The sequence below is a fragment of the Pseudoalteromonas nanhaiensis genome (assembly GCF_051235485.1).
In the GTDB taxonomy this organism is placed as follows: Bacteria; Pseudomonadota; Gammaproteobacteria; order Enterobacterales; family Alteromonadaceae; genus Pseudoalteromonas; species Pseudoalteromonas lipolytica_C.
In genome coordinates, this window is sequence record NZ_JBPNYQ010000062.1 from 1 (window position 1) to 842 (window position 842).

The 842-nt window shown below is 51.2% G+C and carries 1 rRNA gene; it reads left to right on the forward strand.

Going from position 1 to position 842, the window contains the following annotated elements:
- A 23S ribosomal RNA gene (locus tag ACSFVZ_RS20470) occupies positions 1 to 754 on the forward strand; the annotation flags it as partial.
- Positions 755 to 842 lie beyond the last annotated feature (88 nt).

Consider the following 842-nt stretch of genomic DNA (forward strand, 5'->3'; position numbering starts at 1 on the left):
TTTGTGGAGCCGTCCTTGAAATACCACCCTTGTAGTGTTGATGTTCTAACGTTGGCCCCTAATCGGGGTTACGGACAGTGCCTGGTGGGTAGTTTGACTGGGGCGGTCTCCTCCCAAAGAGTAACGGAGGAGCACGAAGGTTGGCTAAGTACGGTCGGACATCGTACGGTTAGTGTAATGGTAGAAGCCAGCTTAACTGCGAGACAGACACGTCGAGCAGGTACGAAAGTAGGTCATAGTGATCCGGTGGTTCTGAATGGAAGGGCCATCGCTCAACGGATAAAAGGTACTCCGGGGATAACAGGCTGATACCGCCCAAGAGTTCATATCGACGGCGGTGTTTGGCACCTCGATGTCGGCTCATCACATCCTGGGGCTGAAGTCGGTCCCAAGGGTATGGCTGTTCGCCATTTAAAGTGGTACGCGAGCTGGGTTTAGAACGTCGTGAGACAGTTCGGTCCCTATCTGCCGTGGGCGTTTGAGAATTGAGAGGGGTTGCTCCTAGTACGAGAGGACCGGAGTGAACGAACCGCTGGTGTTCGGGTTGTCATGCCAATGGCACTGCCCGGTAGCTACGTTCGGAACTGATAAGCGCTGAAAGCATCTAAGCGCGAAGCAGGCCTCGAGATGAGTTCTCACTAGACTTTTAAAGTCTCTGAAGGGCCGTTGAAGACTACAACGTTGATAGGCAGGGTGTGGAAGTGGTGCGAGCCATTAAGCTAACCTGTACTAATTACCCGTGAGGCTTAACCATACAACGCCAAACGCGTTTTATGACAGCGTAACAGACAGAAGTTAAGACACTAAAGTAGACATTTACTTGATATCAGAATTCCGAATTT